General features: G+C 62.5%; 22 protein-coding genes. 16 read left to right on the plus strand and 6 right to left on the minus strand.

The genetic code is table 11. The features are described from left to right. The first annotated feature begins 80 nt into the window (after nt 1-80). The 5 genes from AB3N21_RS10115 to AB3N21_RS10135 are packed head-to-tail and all read left to right on the plus strand — an operon-like array spanning nt 81 to nt 4,706. Nucleotides 81-689: a LysE family translocator gene (locus tag AB3N21_RS10115; protein ID WP_367935122.1), complete on the plus strand. Its 609-nt coding sequence runs from the start codon at nt 81-83 to the stop codon at nt 687-689. After that, entirely contained in the window at nt 686-1,222 is a 537-nt protein-coding gene (locus AB3N21_RS10120) for a GNAT family N-acetyltransferase (RefSeq protein WP_367935123.1), read from the plus strand. The genes AB3N21_RS10115 and AB3N21_RS10120 overlap by 4 nt, the downstream gene beginning before the upstream one ends. Before the next feature lie 36 nt (nt 1,223-1,258). Continuing rightward, nucleotides 1,259-2,293: a GTPase ObgE gene (gene obgE / locus AB3N21_RS10125; protein WP_367935124.1), complete on the plus strand. Its 1,035-nt coding sequence runs from the start codon at nt 1,259-1,261 to the stop codon at nt 2,291-2,293. Next, entirely contained in the window at nt 2,281-3,387 is a 1,107-nt protein-coding gene (proB, locus tag AB3N21_RS10130; protein ID WP_367935125.1) for a glutamate 5-kinase, read from the plus strand. The genes obgE and proB overlap by 13 nt, the downstream gene beginning before the upstream one ends. Before the next feature lie 53 nt (nt 3,388-3,440). After that, nucleotides 3,441-4,706, plus strand: coding sequence for a glutamate-5-semialdehyde dehydrogenase (locus AB3N21_RS10135; RefSeq protein ID WP_367935126.1), 1,266 nt, complete (start codon nt 3,441-3,443; stop codon nt 4,704-4,706). Nucleotides 4,707-4,715: 9 nt separating this feature from the next. Here AB3N21_RS10135 and AB3N21_RS10140 read toward each other — a convergent pair whose 3' ends face one another. Beyond that, complete coding sequence (locus AB3N21_RS10140; RefSeq protein ID WP_367935127.1) at nt 4,716-5,312, minus strand: histidine phosphotransferase family protein; 597 nt, start codon at nt 5,310-5,312, stop codon at nt 4,716-4,718. A 48-nt stretch (nt 5,313-5,360) separates the two neighbouring features. On the opposite strand from AB3N21_RS10140, the gene AB3N21_RS10145 reads away from it, so the two are divergent. From AB3N21_RS10145 to tsf, 5 genes are all read left to right on the plus strand, one after another. Beyond that, entirely contained in the window at nt 5,361-5,543 is a 183-nt protein-coding gene (locus tag AB3N21_RS10145; RefSeq protein WP_171176578.1) for a DUF3553 domain-containing protein, read from the plus strand. A gap of 113 nt (nt 5,544-5,656) precedes the next feature. After that, nucleotides 5,657-6,421: a GNAT family N-acetyltransferase gene (locus AB3N21_RS10150; protein ID WP_367935128.1), complete on the plus strand. Its 765-nt coding sequence runs from the start codon at nt 5,657-5,659 to the stop codon at nt 6,419-6,421. Beyond that, a complete protein-coding gene (locus AB3N21_RS10155; protein ID WP_367935129.1) occupies nt 6,421-7,266 on the plus strand; it encodes a lysophospholipid acyltransferase family protein in 846 nt (281 codons plus the stop codon). The genes AB3N21_RS10150 and AB3N21_RS10155 overlap by 1 nt, the downstream gene beginning before the upstream one ends. Before the next feature lie 166 nt (nt 7,267-7,432). Further along, nucleotides 7,433-8,215 carry a 30S ribosomal protein S2 gene (gene rpsB / locus AB3N21_RS10160; protein WP_367935130.1) on the plus strand — a complete coding sequence of 261 codons (783 nt, stop codon included), beginning with the start codon at nt 7,433-7,435 and terminating at the stop codon, nt 8,213-8,215. A gap of 76 nt (nt 8,216-8,291) precedes the next feature. Beyond that, nucleotides 8,292-9,167, plus strand: coding sequence for a translation elongation factor Ts (gene tsf / locus AB3N21_RS10165; protein WP_367935131.1), 876 nt, complete (start codon nt 8,292-8,294; stop codon nt 9,165-9,167). Between the two features lie 402 nt (nt 9,168-9,569). Here tsf and AB3N21_RS10170 read toward each other — a convergent pair whose 3' ends face one another. The 3 genes from AB3N21_RS10170 to AB3N21_RS10180 all read right to left on the minus strand — a co-directional run bounded on the left by AB3N21_RS10170 (nt 9,570) and on the right by AB3N21_RS10180 (nt 11,386). Further along, nucleotides 9,570-10,325: a LuxR family transcriptional regulator gene (locus AB3N21_RS10170; protein WP_367935132.1), complete on the minus strand. Its 756-nt coding sequence runs from the start codon at nt 10,323-10,325 to the stop codon at nt 9,570-9,572. Continuing rightward, the gene (aroQ, locus tag AB3N21_RS10175; protein ID WP_367935133.1) at nt 10,322-10,771 is read right to left on the minus strand and encodes a type II 3-dehydroquinate dehydratase; all 450 of its coding nucleotides are present in this window, start codon (nt 10,769-10,771) and stop codon (nt 10,322-10,324) included. The genes AB3N21_RS10170 and aroQ overlap by 4 nt, the downstream gene beginning before the upstream one ends. A 138-nt stretch (nt 10,772-10,909) precedes the next feature. After that, nucleotides 10,910-11,386, minus strand: coding sequence for a MaoC family dehydratase (locus AB3N21_RS10180; protein WP_367935134.1), 477 nt, complete (start codon nt 11,384-11,386; stop codon nt 10,910-10,912). A 74-nt stretch (nt 11,387-11,460) separates the two neighbouring features. Between AB3N21_RS10180 and AB3N21_RS10185 the strand changes: the two genes are divergently transcribed. Then, nucleotides 11,461-12,117, plus strand: a complete 657-nt coding sequence (locus AB3N21_RS10185) for a histidine phosphatase family protein (protein WP_367935135.1) — start codon at nt 11,461-11,463, stop codon at nt 12,115-12,117. A gap of 2 nt (nt 12,118-12,119) precedes the next feature. Here AB3N21_RS10185 and AB3N21_RS10190 read toward each other — a convergent pair whose 3' ends face one another. Continuing rightward, nucleotides 12,120-13,115 (minus strand): NADPH:quinone oxidoreductase family protein, encoded by a 996-nt coding sequence (locus AB3N21_RS10190; RefSeq protein WP_367935136.1) that lies wholly within the window; start codon nt 13,113-13,115, stop codon nt 12,120-12,122. A gap of 292 nt (nt 13,116-13,407) precedes the next feature. Here AB3N21_RS10190 and AB3N21_RS10195 point away from each other — a divergent pair, with 292 nt between their 5' ends. Genes AB3N21_RS10195 through AB3N21_RS10205 form a run of 3 tightly spaced genes read left to right on the plus strand, consistent with a single transcriptional unit; the run spans nt 13,408 to nt 16,316 of the window. Then, on the plus strand, nt 13,408-14,229 hold the full coding sequence (locus AB3N21_RS10195) for an SDR family NAD(P)-dependent oxidoreductase (protein ID WP_367935137.1): 822 nt from the start codon (nt 13,408-13,410) through the stop codon (nt 14,227-14,229). 47 nt (nt 14,230-14,276) lie between these two features. Beyond that, on the plus strand, nt 14,277-15,278 hold the full coding sequence (locus AB3N21_RS10200; protein ID WP_367935188.1) for an NAD(P)H-dependent flavin oxidoreductase: 1,002 nt from the start codon (nt 14,277-14,279) through the stop codon (nt 15,276-15,278). A gap of 9 nt (nt 15,279-15,287) precedes the next feature. Further along, nucleotides 15,288-16,316: a phosphotransferase family protein gene (locus AB3N21_RS10205; protein ID WP_367935138.1), complete on the plus strand. Its 1,029-nt coding sequence runs from the start codon at nt 15,288-15,290 to the stop codon at nt 16,314-16,316. On the opposite strand, the gene AB3N21_RS10210 is transcribed toward AB3N21_RS10205, so the two are convergent. Beyond that, complete coding sequence (locus AB3N21_RS10210) at nt 16,313-16,927, minus strand: 2-hydroxychromene-2-carboxylate isomerase (RefSeq protein ID WP_367935139.1); 615 nt, start codon at nt 16,925-16,927, stop codon at nt 16,313-16,315. The genes AB3N21_RS10205 and AB3N21_RS10210 overlap by 4 nt on opposite strands. Before the next feature lie 254 nt (nt 16,928-17,181). Here AB3N21_RS10210 and AB3N21_RS10215 point away from each other — a divergent pair, with 254 nt between their 5' ends. Both AB3N21_RS10215 and AB3N21_RS10220 read left to right on the plus strand, forming a co-directional pair. Beyond that, nucleotides 17,182-17,925, plus strand: a complete 744-nt coding sequence (locus AB3N21_RS10215; protein WP_367935140.1) for an enoyl-CoA hydratase/isomerase family protein — start codon at nt 17,182-17,184, stop codon at nt 17,923-17,925. A gap of 78 nt (nt 17,926-18,003) precedes the next feature. Next, entirely contained in the window at nt 18,004-19,239 is a 1,236-nt protein-coding gene (locus tag AB3N21_RS10220; RefSeq protein ID WP_367935141.1) for a serine hydrolase domain-containing protein, read from the plus strand. Nucleotides 19,240-19,279 lie beyond the last annotated feature (40 nt).

A 19,279-nucleotide genomic window follows, 5' to 3' on the forward strand; every position in this document is an offset into this window, starting at 1 on the left:
TAAGAGAAAATTCATGGGGGACCGGCAGAACATGCCGGTCCCCTTTCTCGTTTTTCACCAAGGTTTGAACTGTCTTTGCCATGGCCGTCGCAACCACCAGTTTCCTGATCTTTGCCGCCTCGCAGGTCGGCACACCGGGCCCGGCCAACATGGCCCTGCTGGCGACAGGCGCGCGCTATGGCTTTCGCGCAGCGCTGCCGTTTGTGGCGGGTGTGGCACTTGGCAAGCAACTGGTGATCTGGCCGGTGGGCTTTGGACTTATGGAACTGGCAGAGCAGGTGCCGTGGCTGTTCACGGTCCTGAAATACGCCTCGGCAGCCTATATTTGCTGGCTTGCCTGGAAAGTTGCTAACTTGCGCCTCGCACCGGGGCGGGCGGCGGACCGGGCACCGGGCTTTTGGGCCGGGCTGATCGTGCACCCGCTCAACCCCAAGGCCTGGGCGATGATCGTCGCGGGCTTTACCGGCTTCGTTGCCACGGGAACGTCAACATTTGATGCGACACTCACGATCGCTCTCTGTCTGTTGAGCTGTCAGCTGGTGTTGCACCCGATCTGGACCTTTGCCGGCGACAGGATCGCCCATGCGGTTGCAGGACGGGCTGCCGAGAAATATCTGATGTGGACATTGGCGGGCCTGACCGTCGCGTCCGTCCTTTTTGTGTTGTTCGGAGGAGGAGCACACATATGAAACTTGAACAGATAATAAATCAGCCGGTCATCGAAACCGAGCGGTTCGACCTGCGCCCCTTGCGCCGGTCTGACATGGGCCTGATCGAGCATTACGCCAGCGACGAGCGCGTGGCGCTGATGACAACGTCAATCCCGCATCCCGTGCCTCCGGGCATGACCGAGGCGTTTGTCCTGCGGGCGATGTCCGAAGACCGGGACGAGGACGTCTGGGCCATGGACGCGACCAAGGATGGCGGGCCCGAGTTGATGGGTCTGATCTCGCTGGAAAAGATGGACCGGAACCAGTCCGAAGTGGGATACTGGGTCGCTCCGATCTTCTGGAACACCGGCGTTGCCTCGCTGGCGGTTCAGACATTGGTCGAGGCCAATCCGTTGGACAACGCCACCATGTTCGCCAGCGTCTTTCAAGACAATCCGGCCTCGGCCCGGGTGCTAACCCATTGCGGGTTCCAGTATCTGGGAGATGCCGAAAGCTATTCGGTCGCCCGCAATGCGGCCGTGCCCACCTGGACATACAGCCGAAAACTCTGACTTGGCGCGCCGCCGCCTTTGCAGTAGGGAGCCCTCATGAAATTTCTCGATCTTGCAAAGGTCTACATCCGGTCCGGGGCCGGAGGTGGCGGATGCGTCAGCTTTCGGCGCGAAAAATACATCGAATATGGCGGGCCCGATGGCGGCGACGGCGGCAAGGGCGGCTCGGTCTGGGCTGAGGCGGTCGAGGGGCTGAACACGCTCATCGACTTCCGCTATCAGCAGCATTTCTTTGCCAAGAACGGACAACCGGGCCGGGGCCAGCAGCGCACCGGCAAGGACGGCGACGAAATCGTGTTGCGGGTGCCTGTGGGGACCGAGATCCTAGACGAGGACGAAGAAACCGTGATCGCCGATCTGACCGAGGTGGGTGAGCGGGTTCTGCTGGCACGCGGCGGCAATGGCGGTTTCGGCAACCTGCATTTCAAGTCGGCCACCAACCAGGCCCCGCGCCGGGCCAATCCCGGTCAGGCGGGGATCGAGCGCACCATCTGGCTGCGCCTCAAGCTGATCGCAGATGTAGGCCTGCTGGGGATGCCCAATGCGGGCAAATCAACCTTTCTGGCCGCAACCTCGAACGCGCGGCCCAAAATCGCCGACTATCCGTTTACCACGCTGCACCCCAATCTGGGCGTCGTCGGCGTGGACAATGCCGAATTCGTGGTGGCCGACATCCCCGGCCTGATCGAAGGCGCGCATGAGGGGCGCGGGATCGGCGACCGGTTTCTGGGCCATGTCGAACGCTGCGCCGTGCTGCTGCATTTGGTGGACGGCACGTCCGAGACCGTGGCCGAAGATTACACCACCATCATTCACGAGCTTGAGGCCTATGGCGGCCATCTCGCCGACAAGCCCCGCATCACCGTGCTGAACAAGATCGACGCGCTGGATGAAGAAGAGCTTGAACTGGCCCGCTCCGAACTTGAAGAGGCCGCTGGCGCCCCCGTCATGACCATGTCCGGCGTTGCGCGCCAAGGCGTGACCGACGTGCTGCGCGCCCTGCGTGCCCGCATTGACGAGGATCGCCTGCGGCTGAAACCCGTCGAGGAGGCACAGCCTTGGCAACCCTGAGGTCGGCTCGGCGGCTGGTGGTCAAGATCGGCTCGGCGCTGCTGGTGGACCGGGACACTGGGCTGTTGCGCTCGGACTGGCTGCGCTCGCTGGCGCAGGATGTGGCCTGGCTTAAAGGGCAGGGGACGGATGTCATTCTTGTCTCCTCCGGTTCCATCGCGCTCGGGCGTGGGGTTCTGGGCCTATCTGCTGTTGCCTTGCCTCTGGAACAGTCGCAGGCCGCCGCCGCCGTCGGCCAGATTCGTCTGGCCCGCGCGTATGAAGAGGCGTTGGCGCCGCACGATATCACCACCGCGCAGGTGCTGGTGACGCTTGAGGACAGCGAGGATCGTCGCCGCTACCTGAACTCCCGCGCCACGCTGGAGACCCTGCTGGGGCTGGGCGTGGTCCCGATCGTCAATGAAAACGACACTGTGGCCACCGATGAGATCCGCTATGGCGACAATGACCGGCTGGCCGCCCAGATCGCGGTGACGGTGGGCGCAGATCAGCTGATCCTGCTGTCGGATGTGGACGGGTTCTATTCCGGAAACCCGAACGAGGACCCCAATGCCATCCGCTATGACGTCATCGAGCGCATCACGCCCGAGATCCAAGCAATGGCTGGCGACGCAGGCTCAGGGCTTTCCAAAGGCGGGATGAAAACCAAGCTGATGGCAGCGCAGATGGCCACGGCGGCGGGTTGCGACATGGCAATCACCGAAGGATCACCCCTCAACCCGCTGAAAACGCTTGAAGATGGTGCAAACTGCACCTGGTTCACCGCCACACTCGACCCGCAGGCAGCGCGCAAGCGCTGGATTTCCGCGATGAAACCGCGCGGCGAGATCGTGGTCGATCAGGGCGCGGCCACTGCGCTCTCCAACGGCAAGAGCCTCCTGCCGGCGGGCATCACCGAAGTGACCGGCGATTTCGGGCGCGGCGATCCGGTTGCGATCCTCGGGCCCGGCGCCCGCAAGCTGGGGCAGGGGCTCAGCCGCTATACCGCGCAGGAGGCGGACGCGATCAAGGGGCGCAAATCCTCGGAAATCGAGCCAACACTGGGGTATCCCGGCCGTGCGGCGCTTATCCACCGCGATGATATGGCGCTCTGACGCTTCTTCTTGCTAGAAATACGCAATCCCGACCGACCCGAAAGGCGCCCGCGATGAAGGACCTCGACAACATTCCCGCCCTGATGGCTAACCTCGGCACCCGCGCCAAGGCCGCCTCGAAAGAGCTGGCCTTTGCCAGCGCCGAACGCAAACACGCCGCCCTGATCGCGGCGGCGGACGCAGTCTGGGCCAACCGCACCGCGATCATCGAGGCCAATGCCAAGGACCTAGAATATGGCCGCGAAAAGGGCCTGAGCCCGGCGATGATGGACCGTCTGATGCTGGACGACGCGCGCGTTCAGGGCATGGTTGACGGGCTGCGCACCGTGGCCGATCAGGCCGATCCGGTGGGCGAGGTTCTGACCGAATGGGACATGCCCTCGGGCCTGAATATCCGGCGGGTGCGCACGCCGCTGGGGGTTATCGGCGTGATCTATGAAAGCCGCCCCAATGTGACGGCGGATGCGGGCGCGCTGTGCCTGAAATCCGGCAACGCAGTGATCCTGCGGGGTGGCTCGGAGAGCTTTCACTCCTCATCCGCCATCCACGCCTGTCTGGTCGAGGGGTTGAAGGCGGCGAACCTGCCCGAGGATGCAATCCAGTTGGTGCCGACCCGCGACCGTGCGGCGGTGCAGGAACTGCTGACCATGACCGACCACGTGGACGTGATCGTACCGCGCGGTGGCAAGGGGCTGGTGGGGCTGGTGCAGCGCGAGGCGCGGGTGCCGGTCTTTGCCCATCTCGAGGGCATCGTTCATATCTATATCGACAAGGCCGCCGATCCGCAAAAGACGCTGGATGTGGTGCTGAATGCCAAGACCAGGCGCACTGGCATCTGTGGCGCTGCCGAATGCCTGCTGGTGCATCAGGATGTGGCCGACAGCCTTGGCCGCGACGCCATCGCGGCGCTGCTGGCCGCCGGGGTCGAAGTGCATGCCGACGGCGCACTGGCCGCCGACGGCACCACCACCGCCACCGAGGCCGACTGGGGCAAGGAGTTCCTCGACAGCATCATTGCCGCCAAACCGGTCGAGGATATCGACGCCGCCATCGCCCATATCCGCCAATACGGCTCGAACCACACCGACTGCATCATGACCGAGGATCCGGCCGCCGCCACGCGGTTCTTCGAACGGCTCGACAGCGCCATCCTGATGCACAACGCCTCGACCCAGTTTGCCGATGGCGGGGAATTCGGGATGGGCGCCGAGATTGGGATCGCCACCGGCAAGATGCACGCGCGCGGCCCGGTGGGGGCAGCGCAGCTGACCAGCTTCAAATATCTGGTGCGCGGCAACGGCACGACACGCGCCGGGTAAGACGGCGCCTCAGAACCGGATGGTGAGCTGGGTGGCGGTGGTTTCGACCCGCACCCGGCGATTCATCTCTGCCGCCACATCCGGCAGCAGCATGAACTGGACCAGCGCCGGCGTGATTGGTCCGCCAGAGCCCGGCTTGCTCAGCCCCTGCCATAGATCGGGGTCGATGTTCAGCTTGTCGGCTGTTCCGGTTACGCTCCAACGCCCTTCGTCGCAGGCGACCTCTACCGTACCGCCGAACGGCATCGCGGTTTCACAGCACTGCAGGGCCAGAAAAGCCAGCTTGATCTCGCCGCGCGGCTTGGCATCGACCGGGCCCCAATGGGTCTTGACCCGCCCGATGCGGCTGAGGTCGCCGAGCAGCCCCGCAACCTCGGACCGGCCCAGCGACTGTTCTCCGGACGCGCCATAGGCGATGCGGAAGAACCGGATGCGGGCACCGGCATTGTCGACGCTGTCCGAGATCAACTCCATCTCCGGCCCGTGCACGCCACCGGCCATATCCAGCAGCTCGAGCCCGTTGGTTATGGCGCCGATCGGGCTGATCAGATCGTGGCAGATCCGCGAACCGATCAGAGCGGCTAGGTTGACGTTGCTTTCGCCCATGCATACCTCCTGTAGCATCCGCCATCCTGACCCCAAGCAGAGCCGCGCATGACAGATCTGAATGCCATTCTTGCACCCGGCATGTACGTCCGCCACCCCGATTTCCCCGATTGGGGCATAGGACAGGTGCAGTCCAATATCGGCGGCAAGATCACCGTAAATTTCCGCGAGCAGGGGAAGGTGGTGATCGACGGCGCGCGCATCGCCCTGATGCCCGTCTTTGATCCGTGAAACAGGTTGATGAATAGTTAACATCCGCATCTATCCTGCGGCGGATATTGCCTTTGTCGCCGAATGTGCTGTATCAGCGCGGCGTCCCAATTTTCCTGACAAACGGAGCGTGAATGCCGGATCGCGGGCCTGCCTTTACCGTCAAGATCGCCGAGACCGAGGATGAGCTGCGCGCCGCCCAGCGGCTACGCTATGACGTCTTCGTGCGCGAGTTGGGAGGCGGCGGCGAGATGGTCGATCATGAGGCGGGCCTCGAGCGCGACCGGTTCGATCCCTGTTTCGACCACATGCTGGCCATTGATGACGGCTCGGGCCAGGTGATTGGCGTCTACCGCCTGCTGCGCGGCGACCGGGCGCAGGCGATGGGGCAGTTTTATTCCGAGGATGAATACGACCTGTCGGTGCTGAAACAGAGCGGCCGCAAGCTGCTGGAGCTGGGCCGGTCCTGCGTGCATCCCGACTATCGCGGCGGCACGGCGATGTATCATCTGTGGAACGGGTTGGCAGGTTATGTGGCCGAGCACGGGATCGAAGTGCTGTTCGGCGTCGCCAGCTTTCACGGTACCGATGTTCAGGCGCTGGCGCAGCCTCTGTCGATGCTGCATCACAACCATCTGGCGCCGCCCGATCTGCGCGTGCGCACGCAGCCGCAGCACTATGTGGACATGAACCTGATGGAGCCCGAGGATCTAGACCGGCGCAAAGCGATGCTTGAAGTTCCGGCGCTGATCAAGGCGTATCTGCGGCTTGGCGGGTTTGTTGGCGAGGGGGCCTATATCGACCACGCCTTCAACACCACCGACGTCTGCCTGATCCTCGACACAGCCCGCATGAACGAGCGGCAGCGGCGCATCTATGGCGGGGCGCAAGCGGACTGATGGACGCGCTTTGGAACAGCGAGGATGATCCCGATCCGGTCAAGGTCGGCGTAATCGGCGGGCTGCTGGTGATTCTGCGCGGCCTTCCGCTGGCGGTGCTGGTTTTTGGCGGGCTGTTCATTCTGCTCGCCGTGCGGATGATCGAGCGGCCTCTTTACGGCCTGCACCGCCCGGTCACGCCCTATATCAGTCAGTTTGTCTGCAGGAACGCGTTCCGCATTCTTGGCATCGGGTTTCGCACCTCGGGCGAGCTGATGAAGGAACCGGGGGCGGTGGTGGCCAACCATTCTTCCTGGCTGGATATCTTCGCGCTCAACGCCCGCAAACGGATCTACTTCGTCTCCAAGGCCGAGGTCGCGAACTGGCCCGGCATCGGTTGGCTGGCCCGCGCCACCGGCACCGTATTCATCGAGCGCGACCGCAAAAAGGCGCACGAGCAGACCAAGCTGTTCGAGGAGCGACTGAAGGCGGGGCACAAGCTGCTGTTCTTCCCCGAGGGCACCTCAACCGACGGGCTGCGGGTGTTGCCGTTCAAGACCACGCTGTTTGCCGCCTTCTTTTCCGATGAGCTGCGCGATTTCATGTATGTGCAGCCGGTGTCAGTAGTGTTTCACGCGCCAGAGGGGCAGCCGGACCGCTTCTACGGCTGGTGGGGAGATATGGATTTTGCACCTCATCTGCTCAAGACACTGGCGGCGCGGCGGCAGGGCTCGGTTGAGCTGATTTATCACAGCCCGGCGCGTGTCAGCGACTTCCCCGACCGCAAGGCGCTGGCCGCTCATTGCGAGGCGGCGGTGCGTCACGCGCACGCGCTGGCCAGGCCTTTGGCGAGCCCTGCAAAATAAGGGTATTTAACCCTTGCACCCCATCTGATCCTGCCGTATACGCGCGCCATTCAAACCCGCAGGCGGGGTTTGGCCTTTTTGGGGGAGACATCCCCATCAAGACCGCCGGTTGGAGCATCCGCTCTGAAACCCCCGCCGAGGAAGAAACCGGAAAGGAAAAAATAGCATGGCTCTTCCCGAGTTCACCATGCGCCAGCTGCTGGAAGCTGGCGTTCACTTCGGCCACCAGACTCAGCGCTGGAACCCGCGCATGTCGCCGTTCATCTACGGCGCCCGCAACGGCATCCACATCATGGACCTGACCCAGACCGTTCCGATGCTGGACCAGGCGCTGCAGGTCATCCGTGACACCGTCGCCAAAGGCGGCCGCGTCCTGTTCGTCGGCACCAAGCGTCAGGCGGCTCAGCCGATCGCCGAAGCTGCCGAGAAGTCGGCTCAGTACTTCATGAACCACCGCTGGCTAGGCGGCACCCTGACCAACTGGAAAACAGTTTCCCAGTCGATCAACCGTCTGAACCAGATCGATGAAGCCATGGAATCGGGTGCCGAAGGCCTGACCAAGAAAGAGCGTCTGGGCATGGAGCGTGACCAGCACAAGCTGCAGGCTTCGCTGGGCGGTATCCGCGAGATGGGCGGCGTTCCGGATCTGCTGTTTGTCATCGACGTCAAGAAAGAAGCACTGGCGATTGCCGAAGCCAACAAACTGGGTATCCCGGTTGTGGCTGTGGTTGACACCAACTGCTCGCCCGATGGCGTGGACTACATCATCCCCGGCAACGACGACGCAGCCCGCGCAATCGCGCTCTACTGCGATCTGGCCGCCCGCGCCGCTCTGGACGGCATGTCGGCGCAACTGGGCGCCGCTGGCGTTGACCTGGGCGAGATGGAAGAGGCTCCGGCCGAAGAAGCCCTGGCAGAAGAAACCGCCGAGACCCCGGCCGAAGCGTAAGCTGCCCGTCACTGAATTGACATATGGGGCAGGGTATGACCTGCCCCAAATCCGTTTGAATTGAGGAGAGCCGAAAATGGCAATCACAGCAGCACTCGTGAAGGAACTGCGCGACTCGACCGGCGCAGGCATGATGGACGCGAAAAAGGCGCTGACCGAAACCGGTGGCGACATGGAAGCCGCCGTTGACTGGCTGCGTACCAAGGGTCTGGCCAAGGCCGCCAAGAAATCGGGCCGTACCGCTGCCGAAGGTCTGGTTGCCGTTGTCGTCGAAGGCGGCACCGGTGTGGCCGTTGAAGTGAACGCGGAAACCGACTTCGTCGCCAAGAACGCCGAGTTTCAGGAGATGGTGTCGGGCATCGCCGGCGCCGCGCTGAACGTGGCTGACGTCGAGGCGCTGAAAGCGGCTGATCTGGGTGGCAAGTCCGTTGCCGATACCCTGACCGACAAGATCGCCACCATCGGCGAGAACATGTCGGTGCGCCGCATGGCCAAGATCGAAGGCGAAACCGTCGTGTCTTATGTCCACAATGCCGCTGCGGCAGGTATGGGCAAGATCGGCGTTCTGGTTGCACTGTCGGGTGGTGACGAGGCCATCGGCAAGCAGGTCGCGATGCACATTGCCGCTGTGAACCCCGCCGCCCTGTCTGAGGCAGACATGGACCCGGCCGTGGTCGAGAAGGAAAAGCAGGTTCAGATGGACATCGCCCGCGAATCCGGCAAGCCGGAGCAGGTGATCGAGAAGATGATCGTGGGCCGGATGAAGAAATTCATCGCCGAATCCACCCTGCTGAACCAACAGTTCGTGGTGAACCCCGACCTGACCGTCGAAGCCGCCGCCAAAGAGGCCGGCGCCACCATCACCGGCTTTGTCCGGTTGGAAGTTGGCGAAGGCATCGAAGTCGAAAAGGAAGACTTTGCCGCCGAGGTCGCAAAGGCCGCTCAGGGCTGACAACGCCCGGCGCCACTGGTTGGCACCAAATCAATAGCAAGAAACCGGTTGCGCAATGGGCAGCCGGTTTTTTTTTGCGCGAATTCCGAGTTCCTTGACTAAAAAAGGGCTGCACCGAAATGCAGCCCAGATAAACCAATCAACGGGAAAGTGATGAGGAGCCCCACACGATGGGGATGGTAGGGGCTCCTCAAAATTTCCAACACAAGAACGCCGAAAAATAAGCGCCTTTTGCCAGAGCGACCGGAGCGCCCTGAAATTGCAGAGATCCGGCCTGAATGTTCCTTGGCCAAAGCCACCACTCACGGAACGCTCTCATATTGCGACAAAGACGAGGGATTCGGAAGTCATGATTTCCTTACCCTAGGTAAAGTGACGCGTGACAGCGTCACGTTTGCTACCTCAAGCTTCGACCACGAACATTTGGTTGTGCAGAGCCGCCTTTAGAACGGCCTGCGCCGTCGTTTCGACCGACAGCGCCTCGCGCGCCAGCCTCAGGTGCTTTTCGACCGTGGCCGACGTCAAACCCATCAGCAGGGCGATATCCTGCGTGGTCTTGCCATCGCCGACCCATTGCAGCGCCTCGCGCTGACGCTTGGTCAGGGATCTGTTCGGGGCGGTGTAGGGCAGGTTCATTATTTTCAGATGAGCAACGTTGTTCATCAGCAGGATATCCTGCCCGTGCTCATCCCAGACCGCATCAATGTCGTCCTGGCTCAGGTCCTCGCGGGCACACAAGGAAATCGCGCCCTTGGTTCGTATTGATACCGAGTTGAAACTGACCGTATAGCCAGCCATCACACCTTTGGACGCATTGAAGTCGTAGACGCGACGCTCATCCCGGGTCATGGCCTGGCTGGCATTCATTTCAGCCAGCATGCGCCAGCTCGCGGCCCCTTCATGATCCAAGGCCCATTTCAGCATAGGAGCGTGGAAATAGAGGCCCGAATGCAGGAAACCGTCGATATAGTCCTTGTCGTGATTGGTCAGAATCACGAAGTCTTCGGGATCACCCAGCGAGGTCGCGGTCCGGTATTGGGTATAGCCATAAAGCAACCGGTCGAACCCATAATCCGCCATCTGCCGCGTATGCGCGTCCCAAAGCTCTTCCAGCGTTTTGGAATAGCTGACGTATTGGAGGTAGTCCCGCAACGTCATGCGCCGACCTCCTCATCCAGATGCGCAGCCAAGGCATCGAGCGCGAGAATGTAGCTGTGTGCTCCAAACCCGCAGATTTGCCCGATCACAACCGCGGCAATGCAGGAATGGTGACGAAACGGCTCACGCGCGTGGATGTTGGACAGGTGGACCTCGATCACGGGAAGATCGACCGAGGCAATGGCGTCATGCAGCGCAATTGACGTGTGGGTATATGCGCCTGCGTTCAGGACAATACCCGCCTGTTCATCGCGTGCCGCATGGATCGCGTCGATCATGGCGCCTTCGTGGTTGGACTGCACACAAGCAACCTCAAGCCCGCGTGTGTGCCCATGGGCGACACAGGCCTCTTCGATCGTCTGCAACGTGGTGTGGCCGTAAACCTCGGGCTGGCGGGTGCCAAGAAGGTTCAGGTTCGGGCCGTTCAAGACCAGAATCTTACTCATACGTGTGTTATCCCCATTCACGCCAGTCATAGCCATGAATAGCTGGGGCTGTCCACTACGCACTCACGCATTCAGATGATCTGTTGCGGCTTTTCTGCATCCGAAGGGCCGCCATGCCTAGCATTGCAGCACGCCCGATCACGGTTCCGGATCAACCACGATCAGGCTGAGCCATTCCGCAACCAGCGCCGGGGTGGGGTGCCCTTCGATCTCGATGCTGAGATCATGGATCCGCAGGAATTCGGTATCCGAGCGGCACCGCACATCGCGCAAGGCAAACCGGCCCCGCAGACGCGATCCGGCCCGGACCGGAGATAGAAAGCGCAGTCGGTTGAAGCCGTAGTTGATGCTCATCGATTGTCCATCGACCGGAGGCAGGCAGTCATAGGCAAACCGGCTCGCCAGAGACAGCGTCAGAAACCCATGCGCGACGGTGCCGCCAAACGGTGTTTCGGCCGCCGCGCGGATGGGATCGGTGTGAATCCACTGATCGTCATGGGTCAATTTTGCAAAGCCGTCGATCACCGGTTGATCGACGGTGATCCAGTCCGAGACACCGACCTCGGTGCCAATCCTGTTCTGCTCGGCGGCAAGGGCTGCTTCAAGTCGAGACATCTTCATGGTCCTTCCGTTGCACCCCAGACCCTCGTTGGGGCAGGATGCGCGCGTTTGCCAAACGGAGCGACTGGATGACCCGCAAATACCGCCAACGTGCCTATGTGCCGCCCAAAGGAGCTGTGGACCTGCTGATGATCCGCCATGGAGAGACCCAGGCGGCGGTGCCGGGACAGAGTTTTCCGATGAAGGACGGGCATGGCGACCCGGCGCTGCATCCCGATGGTGAGGCGCAGGCGCGGGCGGTTGGTGAGCGACTGGAGGGAGAAAGGCTGGCCGCGATCTATGTCACCACCCTGCAGCGCACGCATCAGACGGCGGCCCCTCTGGTGGCGCATCTGGGGCTGGAACCGGTGACCGAGCCGGATCTGCGCGAGGTCTGTCTGGGCGACTGGGACGGCGGCGAATACCGCATCCGCGCGGCCAACAATGACCCGGCCTTTCAACGGGCGCGGGATGGGCAGGAATGGGGTGAAATCCCGGGCGCCGAGACCACGGCCGCCCTGCACACCCGCGTGCGCGCTGGACTGATGCGGATTGCCGAGCGCCACGCGGACCAGCGCGTCGCCGCCTTTGTGCACGGCGGTGTGATTGGGGCCGCCATGGCGATGGCCTGCGGGGCCGAGCCCTTTGCCTTCAACAACGCCGCCAATGGCTCGATCAGCCGTCTGGTGATTCACCGAGGGCGGATGACGGTAATGGGCTTCAACGATTGTGCGCATCTGGGCTGACTTCACTCCATGGTGATCACAACCTTGCCCATGACCTTGCGATCCTGCATCAGCGTCAGCGCCTGCGGGACCTCTTTCAGCGGGAACCGCACACTGATCTGAGGTTTGATCCGGCCATCACCGTACAGGCGGAAGAGGTCAGTCATGTTCTCGGCATGGCCCTGCGGGTCGCGAAACACCGATGCACCCCAGAAGACACCGACGATCTGACAGCCCTTGAGGAGGGTCAGATTCAGCGGGATCTTCGGGATACCCGCCGGAAATCCAACCACCAGATAGCGCCCCTGCCACGCCATCGCACGCAATGCGGGTTCCGCATAGTCTCCGCCCACGGCGTCATAGACCACATTTACTCCCTCGCCACCTGCAAGGCGCTTGATCTCACCCGAGAGCGCCTTTTGCGCGTCGCGATCCAATTCCCGCGGATAGATCAGCGCCTCATCCGCGCCAATCCGACGACAAAACTCGGTCTTTTCCTCAGACGAGACGGCGGCAATCACTTTGGCACCTGCCGCTTTTCCCAACTCGATGGCTGCCGCTCCAACACCGCCCGCCGCACCCAGAATCAGCAGGGTTTCCCCCGCCTTCAGCCCGGCCCGGTCCTTGAGCGCGTGATGCGAGGTTCCATAGGTGAAGATGAAGCACGCGGCGTCCTCATACGGCATGCCGTCGGGGATTTTAACCGCCGTTGTCGCCTTGAGCGTCAGATGGGTGGCAAAGCCGCCATGCCCGGTCAGCGCCAGCACCCGATCGCCGACAGCAAAACCCCGCACTCCGTCGCCAAGCGCCAGCACTTCACCGGCTACCTCGCCGCCGGGGGCGAAAGGGCGAGGCGGTTTCATCTGGTAGAGGTCCCGGATCATCAGCGTATCGGGAAAGTTCACGCCCGCCGCGCGCACCCGGATCAGCAGTTCACCCTTGCCCGGCGCGGGGTCCGGCAATTCGGTCAGTTCCAGTGTCTCGGGGCCGCCCACAGCCACGCTCAGCATCGCTTTCATCGCATCACTCTCCCTGTCGGCGATGCAGGTCGCACCGCGTTCTGACGTTAAGTCGCAAGGCCGTACCGTCCATTGTCAACCAGATTCCGAAATGCAATCCTGCGTCGTGAAACACCGCTCTGCGCGCAGGAGGAAGCATCGCGGAATGGGCGGCCCGTATCGCGTCGCGGCCATGATACTGAGCGCCGGTAGGGAGGGAACAGGAACACTGCGTCAGAATTGACATAGGGCCCGGCCAACAACTTAAACCTCGAGCACTTCTCCGCTCAAGCACCTACAAAAAAGGGAAATCATGACACCCGAGGCTCTCTTTTCGCTCCATGGAAAAACCGCGCTGGTGACCGGAGGGGCCACTGGCATCGGCCGCATGGCTGCCGAGGCGTTGGTGCGTGCGGGCGCGCGAGTGCTGATCGCCTCGCGCAACGGAGAGGCTTGCGAGGCGGTGGCGGCAGAGCTCAACGCGCTGGACGCGCCTGGAAGTGCGGAAGGTTTCGCAGGCGATGTGGGCAGCAAGGACGGGGTCGACGCGCTGGTGGCCGAGGTGAAATCGCGGACCGACACCTTGAATATCCTGATGAACAATGCGGGCGTGACCTGGGGCGCACCGATGGGGCAGTTTCCGCACGAGGCCTGGGAAAAGGTCATGTCGGTCAACGTCGCGGGCGTGTTCGATCTGACCCAGAAGCTGCTGCCGATGTTGATGGAGGCGGGCTCGGTCGACGATCCGGCACGGGTGGTCAATGTGGGCTCGGTCATGGGGGAGATCCCGATGGGCGACGGCGCCTACAGCTATTCGGCCTCGAAGGCCGCCGTGATCCACCTGAGCAAGGTCATGGCCAAGGAACTCTCGCCTTATCGCGTGACAGTGAACGCGTTGGCGCCGGGGCCATTCGTGTCGCGGATGACCGCCTTTGCCACGGCGGATGAAGAGATGCGGGCAAAGGTGGGTAGCGACGTGCCGCTGAAACGGGTCGGCCGGGATGAGGATATCGCGGGCTGCATGCTGTTTCTGTGCGGGCGCGGCGGGGCTTACGTGACCGGCGCGGTGATCCCGGTTTCGGGCGGGATCAACGTGATGGCCGGCCACAACATCTTTGAGAAAGCGTTGCAGTAGAACGGGTTGCGCACAGGCTTATCGAGTAGGGAGCTGACATGAAGGACATGATCTGGAAACGGGACGACAGCCACCTGCCGCCGCAGTTGCGCGGGCTGCGCCTGCCGATGATCGGCGCGCCGCTCTTCATCATCTCGGTGCCCGAACTAGTGATTGCGCAGTGCAAGGCAGGCATTATCGGCGCCTTCCCCGCGCTCAATGCCCGCGAAGGCGAGGGCGAGCCGCCTTTGCTGGAGGCCTGGCTGAAACAGATCACCGAAGAACTGGATCGGCACAATCAGGCAAACCCCGAAAACCCGGCGGCGCCTTTTGCGGTGAACCAGATCGTGCATCGTTCGAACGCGCGGCTGGAGCGGGATCTTGAGATCTGCGCCCGCTGGAAAGTACCTGTCTGGATCACCTCGCTCGGCGCGCGGGTCGAGGTGAACGAGGCCGCCCATAGCTGCGGCGGTGTGGTACTGCACGACATCATCAACAACACCTTTGCCCACAAGGCGATCGGCAAGGGCGCCGATGGTCTGATCGCGGTAGCCGCAGGTGCAGGTGGGCATGCCGGGCAGCAATCGCCGATGGCGCTGATCCGCGAGATACGGGACTGGTTCGACGGCCCGCTGGCACTGTCGGGTGCCATCGCCTGTGGCGAGTCGCTGCTGGCCGCGCGGGCGATGGGGGCCGATTTCGGCTATGTCGGCTCGCCCTTCATCGCCACGCGTGAGGCCAATGCGCGGCCCGAATACAAAAATATGATCGTCGACAGCGGGGCCGAGGATATCGTCTATTCCTCGCTCTTTACCGGGGTGCACGGGAACTACCTGAAGAAATCCGTTGTGCGGGCAGGGATGGACCCGGACGATTTGCCATCGGCGGATGCGTCCTCGATGAATTTCGGTTCGGGCTCATCCAAGCCCAAGGCATGGAAGGAGATCTGGGGCTCGGGGCAGGGCGTCGGTGCCGTGACCGAAGTTGTTCCTGCCGCCGCGCTGGTGGATCGCGTTGACCGGGAATACCGCGCCGCCGGGGCCCGGCTGGTTGCGGAGTTCATAGGGTAGAGAGATGTGATGAGTGACGATACTCAATCCCTCGGTCTCGATGAGGTGGACGCCTATCTGCGCGCGAATCTCGATGGCTATCACGGTCCGCTCACCGCCACCAAATTCGCAGTTGGCCAATCCAATCCGACCTTTCGGCTGGACACGCCGGACCGCTCGTATGTGTTGCGCCGCAAGCCGCCCGGTGTGCTGCTGAAATCGGCTCATGCGGTGGATCGCGAGTTCCGGGTGCAGCGCGCGCTCGCGGGCTCGGACGTGCCGGTGCCGCAGATGTATCTGCTGTGCGAGGATGACGGTGTGATCGGCTCGGCCTTTTATGTCATGGAGCATCTGGACGGGCGCAACTTCTTTGAGCCCACGATGAAGGGTGAGAGCAACGAAACCCGCAGGGCGGTGATGGCCGAGATGAACCGGGTACTGGCCGCGCTGCATATGGTCGATGCCGACGCGGTTGGGCTGTCGGATTACGGGCCGCCGGGGAATTACTTCGAACGCCAGATCGGGCGCTGGACCAAACAGTACCGCGCCTCGGAAACCGGCAGCATTCCGGGCATGGACGCGCTGATCGAGGCCCTGCAAGCGGGCATGCCCGAGGATGACGGGCAGCGCACTCTTGTGCATGGCGACTATCGCATCGACAACATGATGTTCGAGAAAAACGGCACCAAATGCCTCGGTGTGCTGGACTGGGAGCTGTCGACCATCGGCCATCCCTACGCCGATCTGGCCGCCGTGATCATGCAATGGCAGATGCCGCCGGGCAAAGAGGGGCGGGGGCTGGCCGGGATCGACCGGGCGGCGCTGGGGTTACCGTCTGACCGAGAGTTCATTGATGACTATTGCCGGCGGCGCAGGCTGGCCGGGATCGACAATTTCGGCTTCTACCTAGCCTTCAACTTCTTCCGCATGGCAGCGATCATTCAGGGCGTCTACAAACGCGCGCTGGACGGCAATGCCTCGAACCCGGAACGGGCGAAACAACTGGGCCAATACGTACCCGTCTTTGCCCAGCACGGGCTGGAGGCGCTAAGAGGCTAAGCCGTTACGCTCAACCGTTGCAGTTCGAATTCCAGTTCGGGCAGGCTGTCCTTGCCAAAGAACATCTCATCACCGACAAACATCGTCGGCGCACCGAAGACACCGCGTTCGACGGCGGCGTCGGTCGCGTCTTTCAACGCGTGTTTCACGCCGGAGCTTTGCACCGCCGCGCCGATTTCATCCACCGGAAGGCCGTGTTCCTGCAGCACGTCGCGGATCACACCCGGGTCGTCCATCTTTTGGCCATGCACCCAGATCGCGTCAAAAACGGCCTCTATATATTTACTTTCCCACGGTTTTCCCCGCGCGAATATGGCGCCGCGCATTAGGGCGAGGGTCATGACCGGGAAATGCGGGTTCATGTGAAAGGTCAGCCTGTGGCGTTTTGCGTACCGATGCATCTCATGCATCTGGTAGGTCAGCTTGTGCCGGACATGGGCAAAGGCAGTGATCGGGCTTTGGTTGTTGGTGGCCTTGAACACGCCGCCCAAAAGAGCGGGCGAATAGCGCAGGCCAACCCCGCAACGCGCGGCCAGATCCGGCAAAACCTTATGGGCCAGATAGGAGTTGGGGCTTCCGAAATCGTAAATGAATTCAATCGACTGGCTCACCGTCTTCCTCCGCGTTCGGTTTCGGGAAATCTGCGCCGCCATCGAATCCGGGCGCAGTCGTGGACTCTTGGACAGAGTAGCAGGATCACCGCATGGTTGCGCGTTTCAGATCGTACCAGCCCCTGACGGGCAAGAGGATGCCGATCCAGCGCCGTTGTGACACCGCGTCACGCCGGTTCCGATGCCTGAAAAGCTCGACCGAAGCTACGCGGCCTCGCTACGGTACAAGGGACAGACCGGGAGGAAAAAGCGCGATGACCGAGTTGCTGACACGAACCGACCACGGCGATGGGATCATTGAGCTGGGGCTGAACAGGGCACCGGTCAATGCATTAAGTGCCGAATTTCTGATGGATTTCGCGGCCCGGATGGAAGCGCTGGCGCAAGACCCGGAGGTGCGCGCCATCGTCCTGACCAGCCCGTTCAAGGTGTTCTCTGCCGGGCTCGATTTGAAAGAAGCGCAAGAGTTCGACCTGACCCAGCAGCACGCAATCGTCGAAGGGCTGAACAAAGGTTTCTTGTCACTCTTCGCCTGTCCCAAACCGACTATCTGTGCGGTGAACGGCGCCGCAATCGCCGGAGGGCTGTTCTTTGTGCTGGGCAGCGATGTCCGCGTGGCTGCGCCGCACGCCAAACTGGGTCTGGCCGAAGTTCGCGTCGGGGCCGATTTCCCGCTGGCGCCGATGGAGATCGCGCGGGCGACGCTCGATCCCAACACGCTGCGCCGACTGATGCTGACCGGACAGCCGATGGATGCGGAGACCGCATATCGGCTCGGCGTGGTAGACGCGATGGACGAAAACGTTCTGGACCGCGCCCTACATGAAGCAACGGCGCTGGCACAAATCCCGCCCAAGACCTATGCGGCCGTCAAACGCCAGATCCGCGGCGCCACTATCGCAGTGATCGAAGCGGGGATGGCAGAGGGCGCCAAGGCGCCCGAGGGCGGCTGGTTCACCGAAGAAACCAAGCCTGCAATGCGGCGCATGATCGGGTGACGGCATTCGGGCTTTCACCGGGCGCGCAGATCGGTCAACACTCGGGTCAGATTCCGGACCAGCAAAAGGGATGACAGAATGATACTTGCCAACACGCGCGGCTTCGACCAGTCGCGGTTGGACCGGATTGGCGCCTGGATGCAGCGCTATGTGGACGAGCGGAAATATGCGGGCAGCTCGGTGTTGGTGATGTGCGGCGGGGAGGAGGTGTATTTCAACGCCCGCGGGCTGCGCAGCATCGAAAAGGACCTACCTTTCACCCGCGACACGCTGGTGCGGATCTATTCGATGACCAAGCCTGTCACCTCGGTTGCAGTGATGATGCTGGCCGAGCGCGGGCTGTTTCACCTCGACGCACCGGTGTCGGATTTCATCCCCGGTTTCAAGGACATGCAGGCGCTTGTCCCCGGTGCGGAGCGGCTCGATCAGGTCGAACCGGCGCCCACGCCGACACTACATCAACTGCTGACCCATACCAGCGGCCTGAGCTATCCGTTCAACCCGGGCGTTCTGGCGCAGGAGATGGATGCGCAGGGCCTGCTGTTCAAGCCCAATCAGGGTGTGCTGGCCGACATGGTGGATCGGGTGGCGTCCCTGCCGCTGGCCTTCCAGCCCGGCAGCCGTTGGGAATACTCTGTGGGCATCGATATTCTTGGCCGCGTGGTCGAGGTGGTATCTGGCAAATCGCTGGGCGACTTCTTCGCAAAGGAGATTTTTACGCCTCTCAGCATGACCGAGACCGCGTTTGCGGTGCCGGATGGGGCAGGGGACAGGTTCGCCTCGCTCTACACGCCGCTGGCGGGTGACGCGATGGCGCTGAATGCCGCGCACAGCGGAGGAGAGACCTTGCGGCTGGTCGATCAGGCAGGCCATTCGCCGTTTGAGGGCGCCCAGATGCACTCGGGCGGCGGCGGGCTGGTGAGCACCATCGACGATTACGCCCGCTTTGCCGAGATGCTGCGGCGGGGTGGCGAGGTTGATGGGCACCGTCTTCTTGGGACCAGAACGCTCTATTTCATGATGCGCAACCATCTGCCGGGCGACATCGCCTCCATGGGGCCGCAGAGCTTTGCCGAGCAACCTATGGAGGGCATGGGCTTTGGCTTGGGCGGCGCGGTGGTGCTGGACTCGGCACGCGCGCGGTGCCCCGGTTCGGTGGGCGATTTCAGTTGGGGCGGCATGGCCTCGACCTTCTTCTGGCTGGACCGGGTGCAGGACCTGTCGGTGATCTTCTTCACCCAGCTGTCGCCATCCAGCTCCTATCCCTCGCGGGCCGAACTCAAGGCGCTGATCCACGCGGCACTGGTGGACTGAGCAAACAGGCGGTAAACCCGGCGCCGACGCCAAAGGAGGC

Source organism: Ruegeria sp. (assembly GCF_040830605.1).
Lineage (GTDB): Bacteria > Pseudomonadota > Alphaproteobacteria > Rhodobacterales > Rhodobacteraceae > Ruegeria.

Bases quoted from the DNA above. Each gene is read 5' to 3' on its own strand.
- tsf (WP_367935131.1), top strand. From the start codon at position 8,292: ATGGCAATCACAGCAGCACTCGTGAAGGAACTGCGCGACTCGACCGGC.
- AB3N21_RS10145 (WP_171176578.1), top strand. From the start codon at position 5,361: ATGACAGATCTGAATGCCATTCTTGCACCCGGCATGTACGTCCGCCAC.
- aroQ (WP_367935133.1), bottom strand. From the start codon at position 10,771: ATGAGTAAGATTCTGGTCTTGAACGGCCCGAACCTGAACCTTCTTGGC.
- obgE (WP_367935124.1), top strand. From the start codon at position 1,259: ATGAAATTTCTCGATCTTGCAAAGGTCTACATCCGGTCCGGGGCCGGA.
- AB3N21_RS10215 (WP_367935140.1), top strand. From the start codon at position 17,182: ATGACCGAGTTGCTGACACGAACCGACCACGGCGATGGGATCATTGAG.
- AB3N21_RS10195 (WP_367935137.1), top strand. From the start codon at position 13,408: ATGACACCCGAGGCTCTCTTTTCGCTCCATGGAAAAACCGCGCTGGTG.
- AB3N21_RS10190 (WP_367935136.1), bottom strand. From the start codon at position 13,115: ATGAAAGCGATGCTGAGCGTGGCTGTGGGCGGCCCCGAGACACTGGAA.
- AB3N21_RS10185 (WP_367935135.1), top strand. From the start codon at position 11,461: ATGACCCGCAAATACCGCCAACGTGCCTATGTGCCGCCCAAAGGAGCT.
- AB3N21_RS10155 (WP_367935129.1), top strand. From the start codon at position 6,421: ATGGACGCGCTTTGGAACAGCGAGGATGATCCCGATCCGGTCAAGGTC.
- AB3N21_RS10135 (WP_367935126.1), top strand. From the start codon at position 3,441: ATGAAGGACCTCGACAACATTCCCGCCCTGATGGCTAACCTCGGCACC.
- AB3N21_RS10140 (WP_367935127.1), bottom strand. From the start codon at position 5,312: ATGGGCGAAAGCAACGTCAACCTAGCCGCTCTGATCGGTTCGCGGATC.
- AB3N21_RS10180 (WP_367935134.1), bottom strand. From the start codon at position 11,386: ATGTCTCGACTTGAAGCAGCCCTTGCCGCCGAGCAGAACAGGATTGGC.
- AB3N21_RS10120 (WP_367935123.1), top strand. From the start codon at position 686: ATGAAACTTGAACAGATAATAAATCAGCCGGTCATCGAAACCGAGCGG.
- AB3N21_RS10205 (WP_367935138.1), top strand. From the start codon at position 15,288: ATGAGTGACGATACTCAATCCCTCGGTCTCGATGAGGTGGACGCCTAT.
- rpsB (WP_367935130.1), top strand. From the start codon at position 7,433: ATGGCTCTTCCCGAGTTCACCATGCGCCAGCTGCTGGAAGCTGGCGTT.
- AB3N21_RS10220 (WP_367935141.1), top strand. From the start codon at position 18,004: ATGATACTTGCCAACACGCGCGGCTTCGACCAGTCGCGGTTGGACCGG.
- AB3N21_RS10170 (WP_367935132.1), bottom strand. From the start codon at position 10,325: ATGACGTTGCGGGACTACCTCCAATACGTCAGCTATTCCAAAACGCTG.
- AB3N21_RS10150 (WP_367935128.1), top strand. From the start codon at position 5,657: ATGCCGGATCGCGGGCCTGCCTTTACCGTCAAGATCGCCGAGACCGAG.
- AB3N21_RS10115 (WP_367935122.1), top strand. From the start codon at position 81: ATGGCCGTCGCAACCACCAGTTTCCTGATCTTTGCCGCCTCGCAGGTC.
- AB3N21_RS10200 (WP_367935188.1), top strand. From the start codon at position 14,277: ATGATCTGGAAACGGGACGACAGCCACCTGCCGCCGCAGTTGCGCGGG.